The organism is Candidatus Dependentiae bacterium (assembly GCA_035445995.1).
Classification (GTDB): domain Bacteria; phylum Babelota; class Babeliae; order Babelales; family Vermiphilaceae; genus DAOMRS01.
The window spans coordinates 310359-332699 of sequence record DAOMRS010000001.1; the positions used below are offsets into that span (position 1 = coordinate 310359).

Sequence of the window (22341 nt, forward strand, 5' to 3'; positions counted from 1 at the left end):
TTACTTAATAACAGGATAAACTGAAGTTATTAATCCTTTTTTTGTTATATGCATCCTTAGCTTAACACCATCTTTTGTAATTCCGTGAACTAGATATTTTCCATTGTTTTCTAAAACAGCCCTTGTACCACTTTTTACAAAATTATCATATGCCTCATAAATTGCTTCAACCACCTGACTTCTAGTCCAGGTTGCTGGGAAAAATGTTTTGTCAGGAAATTTTACACCATTTACCCAGATATCAGCTTTGTAAAAACCACTCTTATGCATAACTTTGTTAACAAATTTGAAAGCCCCACTTTTTTCAATAGTATTCATAAAATCATGGTGCATCCCACTTAATTTAGGCAGTCCCTTAGAATTAAATAATATATCAACTCCCAAAATATGTTCATAATCAATTTTGATATATTTATTTGCAAATTCAGCAAAGCCTTTTTTTGTGTTATCAAACATACTACGCAATGCAGGTAACTCTTTTTCTAAGCTTGATAATATATCTGTAACTATAGACTCTAATGTTGTTCGTTCTAGTGAAACTACTTCCGCAGCACCGTCAATAAACTTATTTTTCACTCGTTGAAATAATGATTGACCTGTATCTTTCAGAGGTATACCTTCGGGTGTTATTCCAATAGGGATACCATGTTCTAATCGCTTGAGTCCTTTTTCTATTGTATCTTTAAACCTCTGCGCTATTCGTGCAGCTTGCCGTTGAGTTCTAGCAACAGCATCAATATTCTTCAGATATTTTATTGTTTTGCCCAGCCCCATGCCAAAGGTAATATCTGCTGCACATTGTGCTGCCAAGTCCACCCATTGTTCAGCAGTGAGCTGTGCTAAGTTTTCCGGCGATAATGCATCGATGGTATTCCAAAAGCTATCAATGCGCTGTTGATATTGTTCTGGAGAAAGATATATCTTACCCAACGTAACATCACATACGTAATGAGCAGTACTTACCCAAAATTCACAAATACTTTTTACCTGCGTAATTGGATTCAGATGGGTAATATATTTCTCTAATGCACGAGCTAAAAGTTCTGGTGATCGTTCGAGTAGCGCAGCTTCTTGGTTGACCTGCAATGCAGTTTGCTCATGAATATCACCTAATAGTCGATCCATTACGGCAATATGAAACGCTATCTGGCGTGAATCCTTAGTAGTTTTAAGCGTATCTATAGAATTTTGAAGCTGAGTTTCAACCGCCAAAGGGACATAGTATTGGCAATTATCTGCGTTATAAAGCACCCTATATTTCAGATCATCAATTTCTTCTATCACTGCTTCATGGCTTTGCTCTGAAGCTAATGCAGAAATAATATCTTGCTGTACGGCGATTGGTATAAACCTGGAATTTTCTCCCAATTCTTGGCAATCCGGTCGCGATTCATACAAAGCATGAGCTTGGCCTAGAACATCAAAACCCAAATCTTCAATGAGATATTCTCTGGCTGCTTCTAGCGATTCAAATCCTTCTTTGGTTACATGATCATATAATTGCGCTTCAAGATGTTCTAATTCTACTTTTGCTACATGTGGTTTTTCATGCGCTATCGTAGATAGTATTTGTGTTTCGGGTGCATGCAAAAAAGTATCTACCAGAACAATCTGTGCCCTGAGCAATGGCTCATCTCTCATGTCACATTTTTTGACTTGCTTCATAAGATATTTTTGCTCTGCCCTTAGACCTTTCATGTCACCCTTTTTTTGCATGACACGATAATCACCAGTCGCTTCTTTTATTGCATGCCAAGCACCACAATATTTCAGAAAATCTTCACGCATTACAAAACAAGCTTCCGCTTTTTGCATAATATTAGAGCCAATTGCACGAGAAAATTCTTGTTCTTTTTGGCTTGGTTCTTGCAAATGATTACCCCATGGCCATAAATTATGCAGGGTACGCAAAGCACGCCCGGCTTTTCTTTGACTACCATATTGAATGGTATATAGCAGATTAGATACAGTTCCATCGAGCAAGTTATCTATAAAATCTTTTTGTTTTTCAAGTTCATTTTTTTGCCAATGCCATGCGTGACTTATTTTTTCATCAAGACTAGTTTTTAAGTCTGCAAGTTTTTGTTGGTATGCATCGGATTGTATATTTTGATTAACTGCTCGGATCGTATTAGCAAGAGGCATAGAGGATCTAACAGGCGCGGCTTGCCGCTGATCATCTTGCGATTGCAACTGCGGACTAGTAGGTTCTTGTTGCGCTTGATCCATTCGTTCTCGAGCAGTATCTATGTTTTGGTCTCTTTGATACTCATGCCAAGAGTCTACTGAATTATTCGTATCATTATCTAAATTATTATACTGAAGATCTGAACGATCAATAGTAACTGGGTACGATACCGGATACAGATCCGGAAAATCAAAATCATCTCTGTATTCTGGATCATCCGGTGGGCCTAGCAGCTCCATTGTATCAGGATGAACACCATAAAAATTATTATTGTAATCATAATCTTGATCTGAGTAATTGTTATCGCTTAGCTCTCCATCAGTCAAATCATTATCACTAATACTATAACTATAATCAGCATCGCTTAAATCATTATCACTCAATTTCATAGAGTACGTATTAAAACTAAGTGTTAAAATACTCAGTAATACGGATAAGTATTTTATTTTCTTTAATCTACAATTCATATTTCTCCCTACTTAAGCATGCGCCATATGGGGCTGCACGTTGCCAACAACTTTAGACATTATCTTTGCTAAAGCAATGCAATTGAGTGCGACTGAAACAAATAATCCCCATTTTTTGACAGTTGGATATATTTTGTCGGCAAAACTTTCTGAAAAATTCTCTGTTTCACTGCGTAATTGCATTAACGCCAAATCAAAATGAATACGACTTAATGTGACATGGTAGTTGTAAGAAAAACCAATCTCTGCATATTTGAACATTTTTGCCGTATCAACAAGTAACTGCACATCGCGTAATGAACAATCATGCCATCGCGTAATAATACTTGTGATAAATGTATCATCTATAGAATCATCAAACATAACAGAATCATCATGATTAATAATATTTTTAAACGCTTCTATCTTTTGCTGTTTATCAGGTAATGGCATGGTAATAATTTTGCCATGAAAACGACTTTTTATTTCTGCTGGCAGCTTACTTGCATCATTTGCTGTACCAATTACTATTATATTTGGGTTGTTTTTTTCTAATCTATCAAGCTCCAACCAAAACGCTGCAGCATTTTCAGAGTGATCAGTCTTTTCTTGCGCATAATGCTCAAACAACTTATGCAGTTCGTCAATAATAATAATTTTTTTTGTATGGTCTTTGGTAAAAGTGTTAAAGAAATTTCGTATATTAACTGCAGTTTCATTGCGATATTTACCAAGTAGCTGAGAAGCCGCAATATACACCGACGAATATCCAAGCATATGCGCTAATGAGCGAGCTAAAGTCGTTTTACCTGTACCCGGTGGACCTACCAGAATAAGACGATGAAATGATGGTACCAAAGCGCAATCAGGCAATGAACCCAAATAAAAAACAATACCTTTTAAAAGTGGAGGTGCATTTTTAATACTGGCACGTATTAACCAATCAGGCATCGGTTTTTGTGGTGGTACTGGAGCTGCATTCTCTTGCTTACCAGGTATCTGATTATTGTTGTCTGGATTAGGATTATGATATGGCTTTAACCGTGTCTTACGTTTACTTTTTGAACTTGGTGCACTAACATCTACATGACGAGGGAGCTGATTCTGATTGTTTTGTGCATCAGATGGAACTGTGTGGGCAGGTAAACAAAGAACTAAAGTTAACCATATAAAAAACTTCTTTTGTAGCATGAATCACCATTTTGTAAAAACTATATTGAATCATTATTAAACTATGATCTCTCTGCTACTCTCCTTCATTAAAATCTACAGAATAGAACAACCCTCATTATTTTGCGGCTGAACTTTATATGCCTCTAATGCCCGCTTTCTTTTTCTAATAATATTTTGCAACAAATCTTCAGCGATTTTTGTTTGTTCATCAGTAAAAAGTATCAACATTTGTTCAATAATATACCTACAATCCTGATCCTTATTTTTGTTACTCACCAAATCATAAATAGTATTTATATTACCGCTTTCTATTAGACTAATAATGTATTGTTTCCCAGATTGAGGATTACCGTTAGGCAATCTTACACAATAAACTCTTTCTTCACCAAGCTTTTCTAATAATTTTTCTATCTTTTCTTGCACATAATGACGTTCGCGAATTGTTGCTTCTGTTTCTTCACGGTCATCATGCTGAATATCATCACGATTTTCAATATATTCATTTATGCCTTCCTCTAGGTATTTTTTATTAATAAGAAATATAGGGCTTTTCTTATCATACCTACGGAATATTCTTCTAAGTAATGAAGAAAATTCACGCAAATCACGCCCACTACATGTACCTATCTTTTGTAGCTGGGCATCCAAATACTGATCATCAATATCCTGATCAAATTTTATATATTCATCGAATTTACTACGAAAAGCCGCATTTTTTGTTGCTATATCAGTAAACAGATGAAATTTAATACGACGTAAACAAACTCTATTTTTAAATGCATGAGGTAATTTTGAGTCTCTGTTCATAGTACCTATAAAAAAGAAATTATGATTATTATCTTGAGCATCAAGAAATGGCCACAAAAACTTAGCCGTCGCACTGGTATCGTAATGAGCACTTTCTGTGTTTTCTAATAATTCGTTAAGCTCATCAATGATGAAAATAAAAGGAATATCACTACTGATAAGCTCGTGTAACATATTGCGCAAACGTACTAATGTTCTATTCCGTGTATCTTCTAAAAGTTCACCACTAGAAATGAATCTATGCTGCCAACCTATCTTGCTTAATTTGTATGCAATAAACTTCGCCTGAGTAGATTTACCTGTCCCTGGCTCTCCCACAAAGGTTGCATAGCGATAATACCCATCACGTAAAAATGTAGGGTCTTCCAGGTGATTGATAATATTCTTGGCATCTTCAGGTACATTTTTGGCAACCTGCTTCATCTCCTTGATAAGATCATCAGTAAAATTAATGGTATATAGATCAGGGTTAGGTGAAGAGGAATCTTTAGAACCTGAGGTGGTTGGTTTATGAAAGGGCCTCATTGAAGTTTTGCGGGAATCTTGAGAAGTAGAGTTCGATTGATCCATGTTTTCTCTATATTTACCCTTACCTTTACCCTTTGACTGGTCTTGCCGAAAACCCCTTTTCTGGTCTTCTGATGGTTTTTCCATTGAATAGGATGGTAATACAACTACTGATAAAAGAAAAAAAATAGACAATTTTTGTATAATTTTCATGCCTATGGCCCCCATTTACAGAGATAATCAAACACGCTTACTATCTTCGATAGTACCCAATCTGACAATAAGTTCAAGTGGTATGTAAGCTTTGCAGATAAAAAATCAGGGGGTTACATTATCAACAAAAAAAGTCTCTTAAATTAAGAGACTTTTAATAATTATTGTTAATACTTTTTATAGTGAGGTAAAAAATCACTTTTAATTAATCTTAAATTCAAATTCTTTAAACAGAAAATTATTATTATTGATTAGTACCATATGATACTTCATAGTAGATTTTTACAAAATGGGAAAATGAATGGCTGGGGCGGTAGGATTCGAACCTACGTATGACGGCTCCAAAAACCGTTGCCTTACCGCTTGGCTACACCCCAGTAGAAAATTAAGATAATGTCTAAGTTAAACAACAGATTTTGGTAAAAAAGGAAGGATATTAAATCTCTAGTCTTCCAATGGTACTTGGTAAGTCCCTGCACCAATTTCGTCTTTTACCTTGTTGTACTCTTCTATCACGCGGCCTTCAATTCTGCTACGCGTATCTGCATTAAGTGGATGAACTATATCTCTGAAGGTACCATCTTTGCGCTTACGTGAAGGCATCGATACAAATAAACCTTTGTGACCTTCAATAATCTTCAAATCTCGGACAATAAAACAAGCGTCAAAAACTACTGTTGCATACGCCTTCAAACGCCCGTTGTCCTTTGCTGGAAAAACTTTGACTTCTGTTATTTCCATGGCTGTAATCCTTCAGAGATTTAATATCCCTTAATAGTGCTTCTATTCCTACTACAACTGCCTTTAATTGTAGTATAAAGATCTGTTTTGTCAAATAATTTTTGACCCATTCTAAGGTGTCCTTATAACACCTGAATGGCCCGTAATTTTGCCGACCGCGAGGAAGGATTTCTCTGTACTTCTTCTTGCGTAGCAGCTACTACCTTTTTGGTCAAAACTTTTGCTTTTCCCAGGTCTTCATATTCCTTGAATGTCTGTTTGACTAAACGGTCTTCGAGCGAGTGAAAACTGATACATACAAGCCTACCACCCGGCGTAATAAGCGTCGGTGCTGCTGCCAAAAATGATATAATATTATCGAGTTCACGGTTTACATAAATACGCAACGCCTGGAATACCTTGGTAGCAGGATGTATTTTAATGCCAGGATGCTTGGGCAATATACGTTCAATCAGCTCAGCAAGTTGTTTGGTCGTAGTAATTTTTTTCAATTTACGCTCTTGCACAATAAGTCGTGCAATTTTTTTTGCTTGACGCTCTTCTCCGTAGTGGAAAAAGATATCCGCTAATTTTTCTTCTGGTTCTTTGTTGACTACATATTCAGCAGTAGTCCTCTGATGACCAGCAGACATGCGCATATCCAATGGTGTGTCACGATAGATAGAAAACCCTGCACGCTCAATAATTTGAATTTGTGATGTTCCAAAATCTGCTAAAATACCATCAACCTTCTTTATACCAACCTTTTTGAGCAACCTATATATATGGCCAAAATTTCCCCATATATATGAAAAGCGATCACCAAACTCTTCTTGCATAGATGGGCCATAGGTTTCTAACGACTGAGCATCCCAATCAATGCCAATAACCTTGCAACGTGGTTCATGCTGCAAAATAGCACGCGTGTGGCCACCGCCACCAAATGTAACATCCACATATACCTTGTCCGGCTGTGGATCAAGATACGCAAGCACTTCTTGTACTAAGACTGTTTTGTGAATCGAGGGTTTATTTATTTCATGCATATGAACATTATTAATTAGGTACTGATAACATCAACAAGATTTCCAAGACCAACATCATGTGATCCTTTTACCAGTACTACTGATTCTTTATATAATTTTTTATCCAAGAGTTCTACCGCATCTTGCCAGGATGATACTAAGTCAACCTGCGTACCTACCGGAATGGTCTCTTGTATCCATTGTACCATATTTCCTACTAAAATCACTTGTTTTACCGATGGCGTTTTACGCAGGAATCTTCCTATCTGGCGATGCCAGAACTGACTGTTAACGCCAAGTCCCAACATATCACCAAGCACAGCAACTTTTTGAGCTGATGTTTCAAGATTTTGGAACGCCAGCAATGATGCTTTCATACTTTCTGGGCTTGCATTATAGCAATCATTAATAAGCGTACCAGGATATCTTTTGAGCATAAGCTGCTCAAACCGACCCGCAACTTTAAGCGACTTTTGCACTGCCTGTACAATTATATTGTCGGGAACTCGTAATAAATATGCTACTGCTGTTGCGGCAAGTATATTAAATACCGCACCCATATGTGTATGCTTTAACGTAATAGGATATTTATTTTTATAAATTTTCATCACAAAATGCAAATCTGTTCCATCTACACGTATTTTACGCGCCTGAATTTGATTGGTAGTTTTTGAACCAAACCGTATTACCGGATGCGTATAGGCAACATGAGAAAGTACTGATTGATCACCAAAAACAATACCTATGCTATCTTCAGTAAAACATTTAAAAATATCGCGTTTTTCCAATGCAATATCATATAACGACCCAAGACCATCCATATGCTGGTGCCCAATATTGGTGATAATCGCACTGGTTGGACGAACTAACTCAGCTAATTCTGCCATTTCACCACGTTTGCTAATACCCAATTCAAAAATTGCAACTTGATGTGATGCACGCATGCGTAATATGTTTAATGAAAGACCAATCTTCGTATTTTGATTATCATATGAAGCAATAAAGCTCGTACCATTCTGCGTAAAAATATTTACAAGTAATTCTTTAGTTGAAGTCTTGCCAACAGAACCAGTCACGCCAACAACGGGGTACGTAAACTGTGCTCGCCATGCAACGGCTAAGCGTAATAATGCCTGCAGTGTATCAGAAACAACTAATACCAATTTATTTTTAAGCATTGTAGTATCAAGCGCATCCAAAACATGTTTTTTATCGGCAGAAATAATGCACCCAGCTGCGCCTTTTTCAAAAGCTTGTGCAATATAATCATGACCATCAAAACGCATGCCGGGCAATGCAACAAAAATATCTCCGGGCAACAACGTACGTGAATTTATTGAAAATTTATGATCTTGAGGAAACGTATTATATAAAATCGATACGTCAGAAAGTACACCAGTTACAAAATGCTCATCAAATCGCATCGATTATCTCCAGGTAAACATACCACTACAACAACCTTAATTACGCTTATTTTTTTCTCTATTTTTACCACTCTATTTTGCAAGGACAACAACATCGCTTTTTTTTGCTCATTTGTCAAGCTAAAATGGGTCTACAGAGTAAAATACAGTCTTTTATTTATCTTACTAAAATCACATATATGAATTTTAACGTACAACCTTGCGTGTCTTACTACCATCTGCTGGTAAAATTGCACCACGCGATTCTAGTAAATCTATAATGCGCGCCGAACGATTATAACCAATCCTAAACCTACGTTGTAGTAATGAAATTGAAACTTCATCAATATCTTGCAAAAATTCCATTATCTCTTGCATAAGTTCGCCATCTTCTTGTGATAACGCGTCTTCTTCCTTTAATAATTGTTCATGCAAATCAAGGTACATCACGGTACGTTCTGCATGTATATGACGTACTAAATCTTCTATTTCCTTATTAGACAGATAAGCGCCATGTATACGATTGAGTGAAGCGGTAGCTGCATCAAGAAATAACATATCCCCTCGACCTAACAATTTGTCTGCACCCACACAATCTAAAATAGTACGTGAATCAATCTTAGATGTAACTCGAAAAGAAATTCTGCTTGGGAAATTTACTTTAATAAGTCCTGTAATCACATCAACTGATGGCCGCTGTGTCGCTACGATCATGTGAATACCAGATGCACGCGCCATTTGTGCAATGCGTGTAATTAAATCTTCTATATCTCTACCTGCAGTCATCATTAAGTCTGCAAGTTCATCTATAATCACCACAATAAATGGTAATTTTTCTTGATGCTCTGCATGTATCGTACAATTGTTATAATCAAAAATATTGCGCGCACCACACGCTGCCATTTTTTCATACCGTTGTTCCATTTCTTTAACCACCCAACGTAACACCGGTGCTGCACGACGTGGATCAGTCACAATAGGAAACAATAAATGTGCAATATCAGCGTATGAAGCAAACTCTAATCGCTTTGGATCAATGAGTACCAAACGTAATTCTTCTGGTTTAAGCCTGCATAACAAACTCACCAACATAGCATTCAATGCAACTGATTTACCAGATCCGGTAGATCCTGCAATCAATAAATGAGGCATCTTAGCAAGGTCAACAATCACATTATGCCCCACCGTGTCTTGACCAAGCACAAGCGGTAATGATCCTTTAAATTTAGTAAAATCTACCGAACGCACTACATCTGCAAATAATACATCTTCTCTTTTTTTATTAGCAACTTCAAACCCTACAACCGATCTGCCCGGAATAGGAGCTAGAATACGAATGCTCAATGCCTGTAGTGCCATGGCAAGATCATCTTCAAGCGCTAAAATTTTACTAATCTTTGTATCGATTTCCGGTTCATACTCAAATACCGTCACCACCGGTCCACGACGTATTTCTGTTACCTTACCACTCACGCCGAACCTGCCCAATTTTTCTTCCAACACGTGTGCTCGCTCTTCTAATTCTTTACGAATAACAGCATCTTGTTGCTCAGCAGCAGTTGAGATAAAAATATTTAAACTCGGCAAAGAGTACGTATTAATTTTCTGTTTAGGCACTATCTGTGCGCGATCAGATGAAACTCCTTGTGCCATATCAATTACCGTTGGAGATACCACTGCATCATTAACGTTAAATGATGGTGACGCTATCATGTAATCACTGTCATCTTCATCCTGATGTTCAATAGCATATGCTTGTGACGTCGACTGTGGATCCCAATAAAATACGTTTTGCTCATCTTCATCTTGTTTTGGTACAAGTAAACCTGTTTCTTTTAATGCAGAACCATCAAGTAATGCTTTTATATGATACGCACATCCAGCAATTGGTTTAAATACCATATGCAGCACTATAAATTTGCCATATGCATACGCTTTGTGCGCCACTTTATATTCACCAAATAATTTACGATTAAATATAACTGCTTGTTGTACAAACCGTATACATGAAAAACGAATCACCAGAATAGCACTCGCAAAAAATATACCATATAATAAGATAATAGTTCCCACATGATTCATACCTACGTATAAACCGGTATATAGCATACGTCCCGCTATACCACCAGACACGGGGCTACCCCAAAAATCTAATGCATGAACACGGCATAATGCGGCACCAACCCAAATTAATACACCAAAACCAACAAAGCGTTCCCACTCATAAGAAAATGGCCGTGCCCGTAGAATAATATATGCACTAAATAATAACACAAACACTAACAACCAGGCTGCAGCACCAAATAAATAGCAACTTAATGCAGCAATATGCGCACCAACCCACCCACACCAGTTCGTCACTCGCGGAGTTAAGCTGGTAATAAAAAACCACGAAGAATCTGTTGGATTATATGAATATAAAGAAACGGCAAAAAGAACTGCTATCAATGATACAAGCAATGCTACCAATTCTCGCCCATATAAAATGAATGTATTTTTATTAAAAGATACTCGCATACTAGTTCCTTCATAACTCAAGAATTAAATTTATTTTCAGTGTACCGCTATTGCCACACTATAAACAAGAAATCTTAAGAAAGTAATAGGTTGCAGTATAATAATAACCACCCTAGTATAGGCACCAACATATAATAACTCAATCGCCAGAGCATATTGGTACGCGCGAGTACATACATCCAATATAATATATAATATCCCATTATTGTTGCACCACCCATGACCATGAGCGTATATGGCTGTATAAATAGTTGGAACATATTATATGTATAAAGTGCATATATCCCATGCATACTTGCTACAAAAATTAATGGCCATTGAACTAACCAGGTAATTTCAAATGCTTTAGTTTGAGGCAACCCCAACCACCGCGCTGCGGCATACACAGATGCAAACCGAGAAATTCCTGGTAATAAGGTAATCCCTTGTACTACACCTATAACAATAGCATACTGCCAAGACCACTGCTTGGGTTTAAGTGATACACAATAACGCGTTGAATATAATGTACATGCGGTAATAAAAAATCCTAACCCCAAAGGTATTTCGGGTTGATATACACATTTAAATATAATAAAAAACAACGCAGTAATCGTATCAACTATACCGACCAAAAACACAATTTTTAATATAATACGCCATGTCCTTTGTATATGTTGCAGTAAAAACATCCAACGATTATAAAAAAAACACGTAACAATCAATACTGTGGGAGCATGCAATACATGCGCAAGTGTATCAATTGGTATGGCACGCGCAAAAAACCTTTTAAATCCAACAAAAAAATTATTACTTTGCCCAAAAATCCGTGAACTAAAGGCTTCGAGCAATTGTATATGACCTGAGCTGCTAATTGGAAGACTCTCCAAGACTATTTGGCAAGCAATCCATATATAAAAAAATAGCATGGGAAGCCTCATTTAATGCTTAAATCTACGGAAAAACCGATCCACACGTTAATTTGATAATATTTTCTCTTTACATTTTAAATATCAACATATTATACTGTCATTTAAGAAATGGTCTAATACATCTTGCCATACCAACCAGTTTCTAATAAAGTAGTGAATGAGAAGTAGAAAATTATAGGTTCAACCCCTATAAAAAATGAAAGGAGAGCTAATCCACCACAAATCATAATCATATATACTCAATCTTTTGCGATGTTTTTTAAAAACATCATCCCGAAAAAGGTAGTAACTCACTAATACAAGTACTCAAAAAGGAGTCGACGTTATGGAACGTACGTTAAAAAAGGTTCTTTCCATTGCGCTACTATTAAGCAGCGCCGTGTTATCAGCAGATAGTTGCTGCACAACTGACTGTTGTGATGGCAATACAGGCACCAATTCAGTAACCCCTAAATATACCATTCGTTCACAAGGTACAAACGCAGTTCGCCGTATGATTGATTCTGTTGGCAACATGAATTTGTATGATATGGACAAATTAAATGGTACTATGGCATTGACTTTAGAATACACTCAATCATTCAACAACGATAAAATTGCTGAATGCTTGTTTGGTACATGTGATTGCAATATTAAAGTACAAGGTAGCAACGTAGATGGCAGAGATGCAAATGCATTGCTTGCTGACTATTTCTATCTTCCTACTGATTATGATGGATCTTTCAGTGTTGATCCAAAAATCCAAAACTTCATGGCTGATTTCTTCTTCTATTTTGGATTAGATGAATGGGCACAAGGTCTTTATTTCTGGGTACAATTCCCGGTAACTTGGACTAAATGGAATCTTAATTTCTGCGACAGAGTAAACGATGCTGGTACAAATGACCACGCTGAAGGTTACTTCACACCAAACGTTTTACCACGTAGCGAATTATTAGGTAGCTTCAAAGAATATATCCAAGGTAATACTCCTGGCACCATAACTCAAACTGCATCTACTCAAGATACTGACACTGCAGTAGCAACTGTCTTTAACGCTCTTGGCTGTGCAAAAATTTGTGGTTGTGGCGAAACTAGCAAAACAACAGTATCTGAAGTTCGTTTTGCATTAGGTTGGAACTTCTTACTTGATGAAGACTACCACCTCGGGTTGAACATCCAAGCTTCAGCTCCAACTGGTAATGATGTATCTCCAACATTCTTGTTCGCAGCACAAAATGGTAACGACAAACACTGGGAACTTGGTGCAGGTCTTGGCGCACACTTCATCATCTGGAGAAGTGAAGACGAAGAAAAACACTTTGGTTTCTATTTAGATGCAAACGTTACTCACATGTTCAAAAACAGCCAATGCCGCTGCTTTGACTTGTGTGGCAAACCATTAAGCCGTTATATGTTAGCTGAAAAATTAGCAGCTGCTAGTGCAACTGATAACTTGAGTGGTGGTGCTACTGATGAAACAGCGGTTGCAGCTGACTACCAATTTGCACAAGAATTTGCACCGGTTGCAAATCTTACCAACTTTAAAGTTGATGTAAGCGTTGCAGTCAATGCTGATATCGTTGCTATGTTCAATTACACATGCAACGCATGGAACTTTGATTTCGGTTACAACTTCTGGGGCAGAAGCTGTGAAAAAATCCGCCTAGACTGTGACTGCACAACATTTGCAGAAAACACTTGGGCACTTAAAGGTGATTCACAAGTATACGGTTATTTTGACGTAGCAGATGCACCGTTTGCAGTAAACGATTTCATCGCGTTATCTGCAACACAAAGCCAAGCTACTATTAACGCTGGTACAAATGGTGGAACACCAACTCTAAACCCTAATGTTGATAATGCTCAACTTGCTTTTGGTGGACCTACTCCAGTAGTAATAGACGCAGCACGTGCTGACGTTCTTGGCCAAACAAATACTTCAATCCAACCAGTGTTCATTAAACAATCAGACATTAACTTTGCACGTACTAAAGGTATTTCAAACAAAGTGTTTGCAAACCTTGGCTACACTTGGGTTGATAGAGAAGATTGGATCCCTTACTTAAGCGTTGGTTTCGAAGCTGAATTCGGTTCAAACAGCAGCTGTGACTGTGCAGATGAATGCTGCAACGATTGCGGTGATTGTGGCGACTGTGGCGATTGCGACACCAATGGTAACTGCCTCAAATGCAGCCTAAGCCAATGGGGTGTGTTTGTTAAAGGTGGCTTGTCCTTTAACTAATGATATCATACAAGAGAAAGCCTCGTGCTTTCTCTTGTTATTTGTTTAACGTTAGTTGTTAAGAAATTAATAACCAGCGAGCAAATAAAAACTAGTACTTCAAGGCTCGGATTTTTCCGGGCCTTGTTTTTTTAGTTAAAATTTATTGTGAATTTTTATTGCTTTTTTATAGGCTTGATGTATAAAAGAAAAAAAAGAGTATCATTAACCCACCTTTCAAAAAAGGAGTCCCGGATGAAGCAATTTCGTAAACAACTCTCATTTGCATTACTACTGAGCAGTAGTCTTGCTTTTGGAGCAATTGAACAATCGGTAACACCAAAGTTTACCATTCGTTCACAAGGTACCAATGCAGTACGCAGAATGGTAGAATCAGTTGGCAACATGTTTTTATATGGTATGGATTCTTTTAATGGCACCTATGCGTTAACACTTGAATACAGCCAATCATTTAATAATGATGATATTGCAAAATGTTTATTTGGTGATGCGTTGTGCGGCTGTAAAGTAAATGTACAAGGTAGCCACTTGGTAGGCAGAGATGAAAATGCATTACTTGCTGATTACTTCTATTTACCTACTGACTATGATGGATCTTTCAGCATTGATCCTAAAATTCAAAATTTCTCTGCAGATTTCTTTCTTTACTTTGGTTTAGATCAATGGGCAACTGGTCTATATGCATGGGTTCAATTCCCAATTACTTGGACAAAATGGGATTTACAATTCTGTGAAACAATTGTAAGCACTGGTACTAACAACCACTGCGAAGGTTACTTTACACCAAATGAATTACCACGTAGTGAATTACTCCAAAGCTTTAAATCATATATCAGTGGTAATGCGCCGGGCAATGGCACCATCACTCAAGAAGCTGATTTTGGTGGCGAAGCAGATGTAGAATTTGTAACTAAGTTCTGCAAACTTGGTTGTGCAAAAATCTGTGGTTGTGGTGAAGATACTAAAACTACCGTTCCTGAAGTACGCTTTGCTTTAGGTTGGAACTTCTTATTAGAAGAAGATTACCACCTTGGTCTTAACATCCAAGCTTCAGCTCCAACTGGTAACAATGTAGCGCCAACTTATTTATTCGCAGCACAAAATGGTAATGACCACCACTGGGAACTTGGTGTGGGATTAAACGCACACTTTTTACTCTGGAGAAGTGAAGACGAAGAAAAACACTTCGGTTTCTACTTGGATGCAAACGTTACCCACATGTTCAAAAACAGCCAATGCCGCTGCTTTGATTTGTGTGGCAAACCACTCAGCCGTTATATGCTTGCTGAAAGACTTGGCAGACCAGTGGAAAATAATTTAACTGGTATACCTGATCTTGCGTCTACCGCAACAACTGCAGCAACTTCTCAATTTGCGCAAGAATTCTGCCCAGTTGCTAACATTACTAACTTAAAAGTTGATGTAAGTGTTGGTGCAAATGCTGATATCGTTGCTATGTTCAATTACACCAGTGGCGGACTCAGCTGGGATTTTGGTTACAACTTCTGGGGCAGAAGCTGTGAAAAAATCAAACTTGATTGCAACTGCACAACCTTCCAAGAAAATACATGGGCACTCAAAGGTGACGCGCACGTGTATGGTTACATGCTTGGTGACAGCGACCCTCTAGAAGCAAATGATCCTATTGCATTATCTGCAACACAAAGTGAAGCTACTATTAATGGTGGCACAAACTTTGGTACTGCTGGTGTTGCTGGTGGTAGCGTAGCGGCTCTTGCTGGTAAAGGTAACCCAAATATAGATCATGCACAAATTGCACTTGCTGGTGCTACAGAAGATACCCTTGAGTTCCTCACTCCACAACGTGGTGACATTGTTGATGTTGAAAATATTAACACTTCAATTCAACCGGTATTCATCACCCAATCTGATATTAACTTTGCAAGAACCAAAGGCATTTCTAATAAATTATTCTCTAATTTGAGCTACAATTGGATCAACAACGAAACATGGATGCCATATGTGGGCGTTGGTTTTGAAGTTGAATGGGCTTCACATGGCGATAATTGCAAAGATGAATGCTGTTCACCGTGCACCAGCAACTCGAGCTGCTGCGATACCAGCTGCTGTGATGACAGTACCAATGGCAATTGCCTCAAATGTGGTTTAAGCCAATGGGGTGTATGGATCAAAGGTGGTGTTTCTTATCGTTAATTTAGTACATCAGACAATTCTAAAGAAGGCCTGGTTTTATCCGGGCCTTCTTTTATTGTATTAGATATGTAATTATTTAAATTTGTTGATTTTTTATATAAGGAATGTATAAACAAAATAAAGAAGCAAAGCTACTATTCATGTAAAAAAAGGAGCCTTACTAATGAAGCAACATGCAAAATATTTATCACTCATACTGTTAGCCACTAGTCTTATCATAACAGCCGATCACCAAACAGTAACACCCAAATTCACCATTCGATCACAAGGTACCAATGCACTGCGCAGATTAGTCGGCACGGTAGACAAAGTGGATATCTATGATATGGATGAAAATTATCACAACTTATCAGCTATGCTTGAATACACACGCTCATTCAATGCTCCTCAAATTGCAGAATGTTTGTTTGGCAGTTTTTTATGTGATAAACGTATTTTAAAAATTCAAGGTAGCCAAGCATGCAATAGAGATGAATGTGCTTTACTTGCTGATTATTTCTACCTACCAACTGATTTTTCGAGTGAAGTAATTATAGAACCACTCATTCAAAATGTACTGATTGATTTTAATTACTATGTTGGTTTTGATCATTTAGTGCATGGTCTTTATTTCTGGGTACAAGCACCGCTCACCTGGACTAAATGGGATTTACGTTACCATGAACGTGTTATTGATCCTGGTATAAATGCCTATAATGAAGGATATTTTACCGTCAACGCGTTACCACGTAATCAATTACTCAATAGCTTTGCAGAATTTGTCAGTGGCAATGCACCAGGTACCGATAATGTTGTAACGCAATTTGCAGCCAAAGGAGCTGATGCGATAAATGCACAATTTGATACAACATTCCAAAGTTTGCAATGTGCAAGAATATGTCCTGACAGCAAAACAAATACGAGCTTATCTGAATTACGCTTTGCATTGGGCTGGAATTTTTTACTTAAAGAAGATTACCATCTTGGTCTCAATATTCAAGCATCTGCCCCTACAGGTAATAAAGTAAAATCCAAATTCTTGTTCTCACCACAAAATGGTAATGATAAACATTGGGAACTTGGTGGTGGGCTTGGCGCACACTATATCTTCTGGCGTTCACAAGACGAAGAAAAACATTTCGGATTTTATCTAGATGCAAATATTACACACATGTTCAACAATAATGAATGCCGTTGTTTTGATTTGTGCAATAAACCGCTCAGTCGTTATATGCTCGCAGAAAAATTAACTACTGATGTTGCAGATAATCTTGAAGGAAACGGTACCGCCGCAACTGCACAGTTTAATGAAGTATTTGCACCGGTTGCAAACCTGACTACCTTTGATGTGAACGTCAGCGTTGCGGTTAATGCAGACGTGGTTGCTATGTTTAATTATACATCCGGCTCATGGAGTTGGGATTTTGGGTACAACTTCTGGGGCAGAAGCTGTGAAAAAATAAAACTTGATTGTAAATGCCCTACATTCTTAGAAAATACCTGGGCGCTCAAAGGTGATGCACAAGTATATGGCTACATGAGCGCTAGTGACACGGATTTACTAATTAATGATCCGGTCGCATTATCAGCTACCCAAAGTGAAGCTACTATTAACGCAGGCAAAAACTTCCCAGCTTCTGGTACCATCACTACCGCACAAATTAATGCCGGTAGATTAAATCCAAATATTGATAATCCACAATTGGCAACTGCAGACACCAGTGATACTGCACTGAACGCATCTCGTAGTAGCGGTGGACTTGGTCAAATTCATACTTCAATACAACCAGTTTTTATTGCACAATCTGATGTGAACTTTGTACGTACTAAAGGTATTTCAAATAAAATATTCTACCACATGGGTTATACCTGGACAGAAAAAAACCATGCTCTTCCGTATGTAGGCATAGGTGGAGAAGTTGAATGGGCTTCAACAAGCGGTTCTAGCTGCTGCAAAGATGATTGCGAAACAGACTGTTGCGGTATTGTCGTATGTTGCGATGCAGACACAAAATGTGACGAAAAATGTGATGACTCCTGCGATGCATCTGGTTCATGTGTAAAATGTGGACTCAGCCAATGGGGCATATGGTTTAAAGCTGGCGCCAATTTTTAATTAAAACAATATATAGAAATTGGAATATCTATGATGTTTATAAAAGAAGGTATAATAATGAAACACATCAAGAATCTTATTACGGTATCCTCATTACTGAGCATTCCGGTTATGTATGCAGCGCATACAAACCAAAAAGAAGTTACCCCAAAATTTACCATTCGCTCACAAGGGTTTAATAGTGTACGCCGTCTGCCAGGCTTAGTTGACAATCACATTTATTTATTTGGCCAAGAAGATCGCAATAATTTTTATGCTACCTGGTCACTCACGCCTGAATTTACCCGTTCATTCCGTAACAGTAAAATTACTGAATGCCTATTTGGTGATGCAGTTTGCGATGGTTCATTGAGTATCCAAGGAAGCCGGGTTGCCAATCGAGATTCAAATGCTTTGCTTGCTGATTACTTTTATTTACCAACCGACTTTAATAGTATTGTGTGTTTTAGTCCTCGTATTGAAAATATAACTGCTGAATTATATAGCTACAAAGGTTTTGATTATCTACTTAATGGGCTATATGCATGGAATACTATTACTTTCAACTGGACTAAATGGGCACTCAATATCAGAGAAAATGTTCAAGACTACGGTACTAATGGTTATGATGCTGGCTATTTTACTCCTAACGCACTCAGCCGCGATGTATTGCTCGAAGATTTCAGAGACTACGCACTTGGTAATACACCAGGAACTTTCACACAAACAATAGGTACTGATGATCCGCAACAAGAAATAACAGCACAACTACGCCCACTCCAATTTGCAAAAATGCGCAAAAGTAAATCAAAAACCAATATTGCTGATATTAGATTGGGCATTGGATACAATTTCTTATTAACAGAAAATGGGTACCTTGGTCTTGGTATAGAAACAGCATTCCCTACTGGTACACGTGCAAAAGCAGAATATTTATTTGAACCGCAAAATGGTAATGACAAGCATTGGGAGCTCGGGGTCAATATTGATGGTCACTACACCTTCTGGCGTTCTGCATGCGAAAATCATTCATGCAGTATTAACCTTCATGCTGATATATTGCATATGTTTGCAAAAAGACAACGTCGCACATTTGATTTATGTGACAAACCATTAAGCCGCTATATGCTTGCAGAAAAAATGGGATCTGAAATTTTATTTAACCTAGAAGGCAATGGCACAGCACCAGATGCGCAGTTCAAAAATATATTTACTCCTGTCGCAAATATCACAACATTTGATGTTGACGTAAAAGTCGGCGTACAAGCAGATGTACTCGTATGGTTTAACTACACCGTATGTAACTGGGCAATAGATTTTGGGTATAATTTCTGGGGCAGAAGTTGCGAAAAAATAGATGTACGTTGCGATTGTGGCCAATTTACAGAAAACACGTGGGCTCTCAAAGGTGATGCGCAAGTATATGGTTTTGATGTCGATGCTGTAGATGTTTTTGGCGCTGTACCTCTATCCGCTACAAACAGTGAAGCAACCATCTATGGTGGTACAAATTTTGGTGTTGGTGGTCTGACTACTGCAAGTGATATCTTAACCGCTAAAACAAACCCTAATATAGATAACCCGCAGCTTGCAACCGGTGATGTAACAGACCCTTTTACTGCTGATACTGAATTACGCGTATTACCTATTGCCGATATTAATGATGCAACAAATCCGCAAATCAACACATCTATTCAACCAATATTCATCAAACAATCTGATATAAATTTTGTACGCACCAAAGGACTAACACACAAATTGTTTATCAGCTTCAATTACACATGGCCTGATAGAGAACGCTGGATTCCATACCTTGGATTTGGTTCTGAAGTAGAATTCGCACAAAATGGTGGCGCTTCTTGCAAAAGTAGCTGCAATCAATTTGCATGTGATAATGATTGCACAGAATCTTGCGATACCGATTGTCAAACCAATTGTAACACCACGTGCGATACCGGCAATGGGGCATGCCTGACCTGCGGCTTATCACAATGGGGTATTTGGGTTAAAGGTGGTGTTTCTTTCGAATAATTTTACAAGCAATTTTGTAGAAAAGCTCAGCATATTATGCTGGGCTTTTTTTGTTGCATTCTATCCATATCCATTATATAAATAAGACAAAAGATCGCATAACAAAAAAGGAGTCCTCATGAATATTACCAACTATTTGGTATACACCATTGTTACCCTCATTACCTGTACAGCCTATGCTGATAAGTTAGTAACTCCATTCTTTATGATGCGATCACAAGGTGTCAATGCGCCCCGACACATGGTAGGCATGGTTCCCCATGTTTTTTTACTTGATCACAACACATTTTATTTTGATTTTGCCATAACTCCTGAATACAGCCGCACATTTGATCCAAAGAACATCAACGCATGTTTGTTTGGTTGCAAAACTGATTGCAAAATAATTACCATATCTGGCAGTCAAGTAGCAGATCGTGCAGCAACTGATTGGCTTGCAGATTATTTCTATTTACCAACCGACTTTCAAAGTACGATTCGTTTTAAGCCGGTCATTGATAATTTTATTGTTGATTTACAGTGGTTTTTTGGTCTTGACCAATGTATTAAAGGACTATATTTCGAATTATTTGCGCCAGTTGTACACAGTCGATGGGATTTGAATTTTTGTGAACAAGTAATTAACCCAGGGACCAATGATTACGAACCTGGTTATTTTAATGGAAACTTTGACGGTATTGGGCGCCAAGAACTTCTGAATAATTTTTCCGAATATGCGTGTGGACTGAGTATCATTCCAACCACTACCTTACAACCGGTCGTATTCCAATCACTTGATAAAGCACGTATTAAGCATAAAAAAAGTATTCGTACTCGCTTTGCAGATGTACGTGCCAATCTTGGATGGAACGCACTGCTCAATGAAAAAGGACGCTTAGGTTTATATGTACAAGTTGCTGCACCAACCGGTAACAAACCAGAAGGTGATGTATTCTTCGAATCAATTGTTGGCAATGCATACCATTGGGAAATTGGCGCTGGTATCGGCGGTCAATATGTGGGGTACCACAACGAAGAAACCGATGCAACATGTGGTGTCTACTTTAACCTTACCCTGACACATCTGATGGAAAAAAAACAAACGCGCACGTTTGACTTACAAGATAAACCATTCAGTAGGTACATGTTAGCACAAAAAATGACATCTGATGTTGAAGATCTGAAAGGTGGCCCCCTTGCAGCTAGTGCGGTAGTACCTTCGTATCAATTTGATAATCAAATGGCACCTCTTGCTAATTTAACCACTATGGAAGTTGAATCAAAAATAAATCTGCAAACAGATTTGACTATTATGCTCAATCATACCCATGGTGATTGGAGTTATGATCTGGGTTACAATTTCTGGTATCGTGGATGTGAAACGATTAAACGCATTGTAGAGTGTGAGCCACTACACCTTGGCACCTGGGCACTCAAAGGCGATGCTCACGTATTTGGATTTAGACGCGATGATAATAATGCAGTAGCCCTTTCTGCGACAGAAAATAACGCAACTATTACCAATGGTACAAATGGCAGCACACCAAGCACCAACCCGAATATAGATAACCCACAACTCGCCTTTGCTGATGATGACACGCAATTAGACACAACTATTAATAGCAATACCCAAATTAACACATCAATTAATCCTATATTAATTAGTGCTGATGATATTGCACTCATTAGCGCACGTGCTCACTCGAGTAAAATATTTTTCCACATAAGCCATTCCTGGAACAAACGTACCGGTTGGATTCCATTTTTTGGTTTGGGTGGAGAAGTTGAATTTGGTCACACTGGTGATAATGATGCATGCAAAAGTAATTGCGTAGGTTCATGTACAACAACCTGCCTTAATTGTAGCGTATCACAATGGGGTATTTGGGCGAAAGGTGGTATTGCATTTGAATAACAACATATTCACTATTTGAACTACGCTTTTATC

The 22341-nt window shown here is 37.9% G+C and carries 13 protein-coding genes and 1 tRNA gene; 5 read left to right on the top strand and 9 right to left on the bottom strand.

Annotated features, from left to right (window positions below; all coding sequences use genetic code 11):
- The 9 genes from PK943_01575 to PK943_01615 all read right to left on the bottom strand — a co-directional run bounded on the left by PK943_01575 (position 1) and on the right by PK943_01615 (position 11907).
- On the bottom strand, positions 1-2655 hold the full coding sequence (locus tag PK943_01575) for an EndoU domain-containing protein (protein ID HRN77904.1): 2655 nt from the start codon (positions 2653-2655) through the stop codon (positions 1-3).
- Between the two features lie 12 nt (positions 2656-2667).
- Positions 2668-3825: an ATP-binding protein gene (locus tag PK943_01580; protein HRN77905.1), complete on the bottom strand. Its 1158-nt coding sequence runs from the start codon at positions 3823-3825 to the stop codon at positions 2668-2670.
- Between the two features lie 75 nt (positions 3826-3900).
- The gene (locus tag PK943_01585; GenBank protein ID HRN77906.1) at positions 3901-5334 is read right to left on the bottom strand and encodes an ATP-binding protein; all 1434 of its coding nucleotides are present in this window, start codon (positions 5332-5334) and stop codon (positions 3901-3903) included.
- A 302-nt stretch (positions 5335-5636) separates the two neighbouring features.
- Positions 5637-5711: transfer RNA gene (locus tag PK943_01590), tRNA-Gln, on the bottom strand.
- Positions 5712-5778: 67 nt separating this feature from the next.
- Positions 5779-6075, bottom strand: a complete 297-nt coding sequence (gene spoVG, locus PK943_01595; protein ID HRN77907.1) for a septation regulator SpoVG — start codon at positions 6073-6075, stop codon at positions 5779-5781.
- A 122-nt stretch (positions 6076-6197) separates the two neighbouring features.
- Positions 6198-7100, bottom strand: a complete 903-nt coding sequence (gene rsmH / locus PK943_01600) for a 16S rRNA (cytosine(1402)-N(4))-methyltransferase RsmH (GenBank protein HRN77908.1) — start codon at positions 7098-7100, stop codon at positions 6198-6200.
- 14 nt (positions 7101-7114) lie between these two features.
- Positions 7115-8503, bottom strand: a complete 1389-nt coding sequence (murF, locus tag PK943_01605) for a UDP-N-acetylmuramoyl-tripeptide--D-alanyl-D-alanine ligase (protein ID HRN77909.1) — start codon at positions 8501-8503, stop codon at positions 7115-7117.
- 186 nt (positions 8504-8689) lie between these two features.
- Positions 8690-10999, bottom strand: coding sequence for a DNA translocase FtsK (locus PK943_01610; GenBank protein ID HRN77910.1), 2310 nt, complete (start codon positions 10997-10999; stop codon positions 8690-8692).
- 74 nt (positions 11000-11073) lie between these two features.
- Entirely contained in the window at positions 11074-11907 is an 834-nt protein-coding gene (locus tag PK943_01615) for an undecaprenyl-diphosphate phosphatase (protein HRN77911.1), read from the bottom strand.
- A 328-nt stretch (positions 11908-12235) separates the two neighbouring features.
- On the opposite strand from PK943_01615, the gene PK943_01620 reads away from it, so the two are divergent.
- The 5 genes from PK943_01620 to PK943_01640 all read left to right on the top strand — a co-directional run bounded on the left by PK943_01620 (position 12236) and on the right by PK943_01640 (position 22308).
- The gene (locus PK943_01620) at positions 12236-14134 is read left to right on the top strand and encodes a hypothetical protein (GenBank protein HRN77912.1); all 1899 of its coding nucleotides are present in this window, start codon (positions 12236-12238) and stop codon (positions 14132-14134) included.
- Positions 14135-14368: 234 nt separating this feature from the next.
- Positions 14369-16309: a hypothetical protein gene (locus tag PK943_01625; protein ID HRN77913.1), complete on the top strand. Its 1941-nt coding sequence runs from the start codon at positions 14369-14371 to the stop codon at positions 16307-16309.
- Positions 16310-16472: 163 nt separating this feature from the next.
- Positions 16473-18404, top strand: coding sequence for a hypothetical protein (locus tag PK943_01630; protein ID HRN77914.1), 1932 nt, complete (start codon positions 16473-16475; stop codon positions 18402-18404).
- A 57-nt stretch (positions 18405-18461) separates the two neighbouring features.
- Positions 18462-20414 (top strand): hypothetical protein, encoded by a 1953-nt coding sequence (locus PK943_01635; protein ID HRN77915.1) that lies wholly within the window; start codon positions 18462-18464, stop codon positions 20412-20414.
- A gap of 118 nt (positions 20415-20532) precedes the next feature.
- A complete protein-coding gene (locus tag PK943_01640; GenBank protein ID HRN77916.1) occupies positions 20533-22308 on the top strand; it encodes a hypothetical protein in 1776 nt (591 codons plus the stop codon).
- Positions 22309-22341: the final 33 nt, after the last annotated feature.

What these genes read in the sequence shown, in the direction of transcription:
- PK943_01575 (HRN77904.1), bottom strand. Translation starts at nt 2,655, where the DNA reads ATGAATTGTAGATTAAAGAAAATAAAATACTTATCCGTATTACTGAGT.
- PK943_01580 (HRN77905.1), bottom strand. Translation starts at nt 3,825, where the DNA reads ATGCTACAAAAGAAGTTTTTTATATGGTTAACTTTAGTTCTTTGTTTA.
- PK943_01585 (HRN77906.1), bottom strand. Translation starts at nt 5,334, where the DNA reads ATGAAAATTATACAAAAATTGTCTATTTTTTTTCTTTTATCAGTAGTT.
- spoVG (HRN77907.1), bottom strand. Translation starts at nt 6,075, where the DNA reads ATGGAAATAACAGAAGTCAAAGTTTTTCCAGCAAAGGACAACGGGCGT.
- rsmH (HRN77908.1), bottom strand. Translation starts at nt 7,100, where the DNA reads ATGCATGAAATAAATAAACCCTCGATTCACAAAACAGTCTTAGTACAA.
- murF (HRN77909.1), bottom strand. Translation starts at nt 8,503, where the DNA reads ATGCGATTTGATGAGCATTTTGTAACTGGTGTACTTTCTGACGTATCG.
- PK943_01610 (HRN77910.1), bottom strand. Translation starts at nt 10,999, where the DNA reads ATGCGAGTATCTTTTAATAAAAATACATTCATTTTATATGGGCGAGAA.
- PK943_01615 (HRN77911.1), bottom strand. Translation starts at nt 11,907, where the DNA reads ATGCTATTTTTTTATATATGGATTGCTTGCCAAATAGTCTTGGAGAGT.
- PK943_01620 (HRN77912.1), top strand. Translation starts at nt 12,236, where the DNA reads ATGGAACGTACGTTAAAAAAGGTTCTTTCCATTGCGCTACTATTAAGC.
- PK943_01625 (HRN77913.1), top strand. Translation starts at nt 14,369, where the DNA reads ATGAAGCAATTTCGTAAACAACTCTCATTTGCATTACTACTGAGCAGT.
- PK943_01630 (HRN77914.1), top strand. Translation starts at nt 16,473, where the DNA reads ATGAAGCAACATGCAAAATATTTATCACTCATACTGTTAGCCACTAGT.
- PK943_01635 (HRN77915.1), top strand. Translation starts at nt 18,462, where the DNA reads ATGAAACACATCAAGAATCTTATTACGGTATCCTCATTACTGAGCATT.
- PK943_01640 (HRN77916.1), top strand. Translation starts at nt 20,533, where the DNA reads ATGAATATTACCAACTATTTGGTATACACCATTGTTACCCTCATTACC.